The sequence below is a fragment of the Pueribacillus theae genome (genome assembly GCF_003097615.1).
Classification (GTDB): Bacteria; Bacillota; Bacilli; order Bacillales; family UBA6769; genus Pueribacillus; species Pueribacillus theae.
This window is the reverse complement of the sequence record NZ_QCZG01000080.1, coordinates 1-5,953: the sequence shown is the minus strand read 5'-3', so window position 1 is coordinate 5,953 and position 5,953 is coordinate 1. Positions and strand designations below refer to the sequence as shown.

The following is a 5,953-nucleotide window of genomic DNA, read 5'->3' as shown; positions in this document are numbered from 1 at the left end:
GGTAACTATTGGATGGAACCATTTTCATCCCAAGTTTGTGACCCGGCGGGTCATGTATGTTTAGTTTGAAAGTCGTTTTGAAACTTTTCCATGCATTTCATTTCTGAACCCGAAGACATTAATTTTTTTTAAACTGCATAACAATTGTTAGACGGGAAAAAAGGAGGAGTTATGGTTTTGAAAAAAATTGGAAGAGTAGCTGTCATGATGGAACCAGAAAAACTTCGTTACCAAGAATATGAGGTTCCTGAACCTGAAAATGGGGCAGTTGTGTTAAGGGTGTTACGAACGAATATTTGCGGGTCAGAGCTCCACATATGGAAAGGTCTGCATCCGACGAAAAAAAGAGGCGTATTAGGGCATGAGATGATTGGGGAGCTTTATGCTGCAGGAAAAGGGGTGGAAACAGACTACGCAGGGAATCCGATTAAAAAAGGTGATCGGATTGTTGCAGCCTATTATCTTACGTGCAGGAAATGTACGCCGTGTAAAGAAGGGAAATTTCATTTGTGTGAGCATGCTTATGATTTCTGGAATCAGGAACCTGAAAAGTCTCCACATTTTCATGGTACATTTGCAACCCATTATTATATCCATCCAAATCAGTATTTTTATAAAGTGCCAGATAATGTTTCCGATGTTTCCGCAGCAAGTGCTAATTGTGCGCTGTCACAAGTTTATTTTGGGATTGAAAAAGCTCAATTAACGAACAATCAATCCATTATCATTCAGGGAGCAGGTGGCTTAGGTCTAAACGCAACTGCGGTTGCGAAAGAAAAAGGTGCAACTGTCATTGTAATTGATGGTGTGGAAAGCAGGCTAGAACAAGCGAAGCAGTTTGGTGCGGATTATGTACTAAATTTTAATGATTTTGAAACGATGGATGCCCGAACGAATGCCGTCCTTGACTTAACAGGAGGAAAAGGTGCGCATGTTGGAATGGAATTGTCAGGAAATCCAGCGGCATTTGCTGAAGGGATTCATTTTATTCGTCCAGGTGGAAAATATGTGAGCATCGGAAATGTAACACCTGGCAAATTCGTTGAATTCGATCCAGGGCTTCTAACGAGAAAATCCATCCAAATTATTCCTTTGGTACGCTATGACCCTTGGTATCTTTATAAGTCACTACAATTTCTGTCTAAAAATAATGAGAAATACCCTTTCGATAAAATGCTTGATGCTGAATTTACGTTGGATGAAATAAAAACAGCTTTAGATAAATCGGCGGCAAGAGAAGTGACAAGGGCAACGATTGTGGTGAATGAAAAAGGAATCGAAGAATTTTAAGGAGCAGTCTTTTGAGTTAGAATAGCTGAACGTAGAAAGCTGGGGAGCGGTCATCATTGTATCTACTTTCAGTCGCTCGGAAGCTTCGGAGTGTCTTGATATCTTCGTTGTCAAACTCAAACCAACTGTGGATTAAAATTCTTTTATATAAAATGGAGGGAATGAAATGAGTAAAACAAAGCTGTACGTTTTGGACACTGGGAGAATGAAAATGGATAAGAACTTTATGGTAGCCATGCATAATCCTGCAAGTGTCGATAATCCTAGTCCACCAGCAGAGTTTATTGAGTTCCCAGTTTATGCGGTGTTGATTGATCATCCGGAAGGAAAAATTCTGTTTGATACTGGATGTAACCCGGAAGGAATGGGGAAAGACGGGAGATGGCCTGAAGGTGTTCAAAAAATGTTCCCTTCATTCCAAGATGAGTCCTGTTATTTGATTAACCGCTTGGAACAATTGAAGGTTCGTCCTGAAGATATTAAATATGTTGTTGCGTCACATCTCCATTTAGATCATGCCGGTTGTTTGGAATTGTTTACGAATGCCACCATTATTGTTCATGATACAGAGCTTGCCAATACGATGAAACAGTATGCCATGACAAAGGATATGGGTGCATACATTTGGGCAGACATCGATGCATGGATAAAGAATGATCTGCGATGGAAAACGATTCTGCCGAATGAAGATGAGATCGAGCTTGCTGAAGGCATAAAAATATTGAATTTTGGTCCTGGGCACGCTTGGGGCTTGCTCGGTTTGCACGTTGAATTACCAGGTGCAGGGAGTATTATACTCGCTTCTGATGCCGTCTATTCAGCTGAAAACTATGGGCCACCAGTAAAAATACCAGGCATTATCTATGACTCTATTGGATATTTGAAAGCGGTTGAGAAAATTAAAAAATATGCTGAAAGAACAAACGCCCAAGTATGGTTCGGACACGATTCCGAGCAGTTTCGAAAATTTATTAAATCAACCGAAGGATTCTATGAATAATTACTAGAGATACTCATCAATTTCATGAAACAGATTAACTGCTGTGCATGAGATTGATTTTCCTTTAAAAACCGTTCAATTGTAAAGAAACAACGGAAAGGATACGTACTTATGAATGAAAAAGAACTTTATTTTGGATCGTTTATTGACGGAAAAGAAAGAGTGGGTAATGGAAGAAAGGACATGGAAGTTTTCAATCCTTTTAATCATGAAGTCATTGGGAAAATTTCTTGTGCAAAAAAAGAAGATGTGGAACAAGCGATTGCCAATTCCCATAACGTCTTTAAAGAAACGATGCGTAACATGCCTGCGCATGAGCGGTCGGAAATTCTCCGTAAAACCGCCGATTTGCTAGAAGATAAGTTTGAAGACTTTGCAAAAATCTTGTCATTGGAAGCAGGGAAACCCATTCGTGAAAGTCGAGGAGAAGTTACCCGAGCAGTGCAAGTTTTGCGTTTTTCTGCGGAAGGGGCAAAGAACATTTACGGAGAACAAATCCCATTGGATAGCGCCATTGGCGGTGAAAACCAAATTGGATTTACAAAACGCGTACCATTAGGTGTGGTTGCTGCGATTACACCATTCAATTTTCCACTGAATCTAGCTCTTCACAAAATTGCACCGGCGATCGCAGCTGGAAATACGATCGTGCTTAAACCTGCAGAAAAGACGCCATTCTCACCCGCCTTGCTTTATCAACTGTTTGAAGAGGCGGGACTCCCAAAAGGGGCACTGAATCTTTTAATGGGTCCAGGTACGGAATTAGTAGAAAGCCTTGTGACACATCCATTCGTAAAAAAAGTAACATTTACCGGAAGTAATGCTGTCGGTTGGAAAATCAATGAGATGGCAAAACGAAAAAAAGTGACTTTGGAATTAGGATCAAATGCACCCAATATCATTTTTGAAGACAGTGATCTCGATCTTGCTGTCAATGCCATTGTCACAGGTGGCTATACCTACGCTGGGCAAGCGTGTGTATCCGCACAGCGAATCTATGTCCAAAAACCAGTGTATGATCAATTTCTTGATAAGCTAGTTTCAAGATTAGCAACATTAAAAATGGGCGATCCTCTTGATGAATCGACTGAATTAGGACCGATGATTACGGAAGATGCCGCCAAAAGAGCAGAAGCATGGATCAATGAAGCAGTTGAACAAGGTGCAACGATTTTGACAGGAGGAAATTGTAACGGGACGATGATTGAACCGACCGTGATCACGGAGGTCAATAAGGACATGAAAGTTGTCTGTGCTGAAGTATTCGCGCCTGTCGTCAGTGTGATGCCATTTACTGATGAAGAAGAAGTGATTGCTTATGCCAACCAGACAGAATTCGGTTTGCATGCTGGTGTTTTCACCAAGGATATTAATCGTGCGATGCGGCTAGCTGATCGGATCGAAACAGGCGGGGTATGGATCAATGAAGTCTCCGTGCGCCGTTATGATCATATCCCTTATGGCGGCATTAAAAACAGCGGAATCGGGAAAGAAGGAATTAAATACGCGATTGAGGAAATGACAGATATAAAATTTATCGGAATCAAACTTTACTAAACGATATAAAAGAAAGAATTGTAAGGAGCAGTCTTTTGAGTTTGAATGGCTGAACGTAGAAAGCTGGAGAGCGGTCATCATTGTATTGACTTTCAGTCGCTCAAAAGTTTCGGAGTGTCTTGTTAGCTTCTTTGTCAAACTCAAACCGACTGTGGATTAAAATCTTTTATTCATGATATTAAGATGAAGGAGAGGAAAATATTTATGAGGATAAAATCTGCCGTATTGCATAAATCGGGAGCAGCTACACCTTATGCTGAAAGCAAACCGATCAAAATTGAATCACTTGAATTGGATCCCCCAGATCAAGGAGAAGTGTTGGTTCAGATTAAAGCGGCTAGCTTATGCCATTCAGACTTGTCAGTCATCGATGGCAGTAGGCCGAGACCATTGCCAATGGCGTTAGGACATGAAGCGTCAGGTGTCGTTGTTGAAGCAGGCGAAGGTGTAAATGATTTGGTGCCAGGGGATCATGTTGTTTGTGTTTTTGTTCCAAGCTGTGGACAATGTATCCCTTGTCAAGAGGGAAGACCAGCCCTTTGTGAAAAAGGCGCGGAATCCAATGCTGCAGGTACATTGCTTCATGGTGGCAAGCGATTGCATTCTGAAACAGGAGAGGTAAACCATCATGTAGGTGTATCTGCTTTTTCAGAATATGTCGTTGTATCGAGGCATTCATTGGTTAAAGTGCCAAAGGATATTCCTTTTGAAAAGCTTGCCTTATTTGGTTGTGCGGTGATTACAGGTGTAGGTGCCGTTATCAATACAGCGAACATAAAACTTGGTAGCACTGTTGCCGTGGTAGGGCTTGGAGGCGTCGGATTAAGCGCACTTTTAGGTGCTGTTGCGGCAGGTGCGAGTAGAGTGGTGGCTGTAGATATCAATGAAAGTAAATTAAAAATGGCGAAAGAATTAGGGGCAACCGATACGTTTCTTTCAAAAGATCCAGATGTTGTGAACGTCATTCGTGAACAAACAGGCGGTGGTTTGGATTATACGTTTGAAACGGCCGGGGCAGTACCTGCGATGGAAGTAGCCTATGGAATTACGAAACGGGGTGGAACAACGATAACAACAGGCTTGCCACATCCTGAGCATCATTTTTCTTTTCCATATGTTACGTTAACTGCAGAAGAGAGAACGATAAAGGGTTCCTATGTAGGCAGCTGTGTTCCGAAACGGGATATCCCAAGGTTCATAGATTTGTTCAAACAAGATCGTTTAGCGGTAGATAAATTAGTAGCTGATTATATCACATTGGATGAAATTAATGAGGGTTTTGACAAACTGGCAAAAGGTGAATACTCAAGAATCATTATTAAAATGTGAAGGTAGATTAACTTAGCATCTTGTTGAAGAGAGATTGTCATTGTCCAATCGTCTATACAAGTTAACAAAAAGAAATATCCTGGTTATGAAAAAGTTGCCATGGAATTTGAATGAAGGGTTCGTGTTTAATGCCCACCATTCCTTATAAAAGAGATTTCGGGAAAAGGCATACTATTTTAATAGTTTAGCAGAAAACAAATAGCAAAGGAGAAAATTCCTTTGCTTGTTTTTTGTTTTCATCCTTATTTTCTTCGAATCCCGATAACTCGTCCCGCCTCTTTTGGCCGTTCTATCTTTTTATCCTCTTCGGCAATCGCTTTTATTTTTTTCATAATAACAGGTGGGAAAGGTGCGGGGCGCCGTTCTTTTAAGTCAATTCCCATCAGCATTTGTTCGCTTGTGGCAAGGCGGTTTCCGCCCTTGTCTTCCATAACGAAAAAGACGTGAAGCCGTTTTTCGTCGTGATCAAGGAGCTGAAATGTGATCCGTAGCGGATTGCCTTCCATTGTCTCCTGCAAATAGCAAAGATGGGTTTCGAGAGTATAAATGGTATATTGCTCGTTTTCCCGGAATTCATCGGTAATTCCAATGGTTTTCATGACTCGATCAACGCCTATGCTGAATACGCGTGCATATTCCGAATCATTCATATGTCCGTTATAATCCAACCATTCTTTGCGGACTTTTTCTTCAAATAATATTCTATCATTTTCAGCCTTGAGGAGTAAAAATTCTTCGAGATAATTCCCCCCTAAATTTTGATAAATATGGGATAAT

General features: G+C 41.0%; 5 protein-coding genes. 4 read left to right on the top strand and 1 reads right to left on the bottom strand.

Features of this window, described 5'->3' with window-relative positions; genetic code table 11:
* The first annotated feature begins 171 nt into the window (after positions 1-171).
* The 4 genes from DCC39_RS18460 to DCC39_RS18445 all read left to right on the top strand — a co-directional run bounded on the left by DCC39_RS18460 (position 172) and on the right by DCC39_RS18445 (position 5,176).
* Entirely contained in the window at positions 172-1,290 is a 1,119-nt protein-coding gene (locus tag DCC39_RS18460) for a zinc-binding dehydrogenase (protein ID WP_116556355.1), read from the top strand.
* 166 nt (positions 1,291-1,456) lie between these two features.
* Positions 1,457-2,290, top strand: a complete 834-nt coding sequence (gene ahlS / locus DCC39_RS18455; protein WP_116556354.1) for an AhlS family quorum-quenching N-acyl homoserine lactonase — start codon at positions 1,457-1,459, stop codon at positions 2,288-2,290.
* A gap of 111 nt (positions 2,291-2,401) precedes the next feature.
* A complete protein-coding gene (locus tag DCC39_RS18450; protein ID WP_116556353.1) occupies positions 2,402-3,847 on the top strand; it encodes an aldehyde dehydrogenase family protein in 1,446 nt (481 codons plus the stop codon).
* Positions 3,848-4,051: 204 nt separating this feature from the next.
* The gene (locus DCC39_RS18445; protein WP_116556352.1) at positions 4,052-5,176 is read left to right on the top strand and encodes a zinc-dependent alcohol dehydrogenase family protein; all 1,125 of its coding nucleotides are present in this window, start codon (positions 4,052-4,054) and stop codon (positions 5,174-5,176) included.
* A 242-nt stretch (positions 5,177-5,418) separates the two neighbouring features.
* Here DCC39_RS18445 and DCC39_RS18440 read toward each other — a convergent pair.
* The coding region (locus tag DCC39_RS18440; RefSeq protein ID WP_338066575.1) for a thioesterase family protein at positions 5,419-5,953 on the bottom strand (535 nt) is incomplete at its 5' end.

Bases quoted from the DNA above. Each gene is read 5' to 3' on its own strand.
- DCC39_RS18460 (WP_116556355.1), top strand. From the start codon at position 172: ATGGTTTTGAAAAAAATTGGAAGAGTAGCTGTCATGATGGAACCAGAA.
- ahlS (WP_116556354.1), top strand. From the start codon at position 1,457: ATGAGTAAAACAAAGCTGTACGTTTTGGACACTGGGAGAATGAAAATG.
- DCC39_RS18450 (WP_116556353.1), top strand. From the start codon at position 2,402: ATGAATGAAAAAGAACTTTATTTTGGATCGTTTATTGACGGAAAAGAA.
- DCC39_RS18445 (WP_116556352.1), top strand. From the start codon at position 4,052: ATGAGGATAAAATCTGCCGTATTGCATAAATCGGGAGCAGCTACACCT.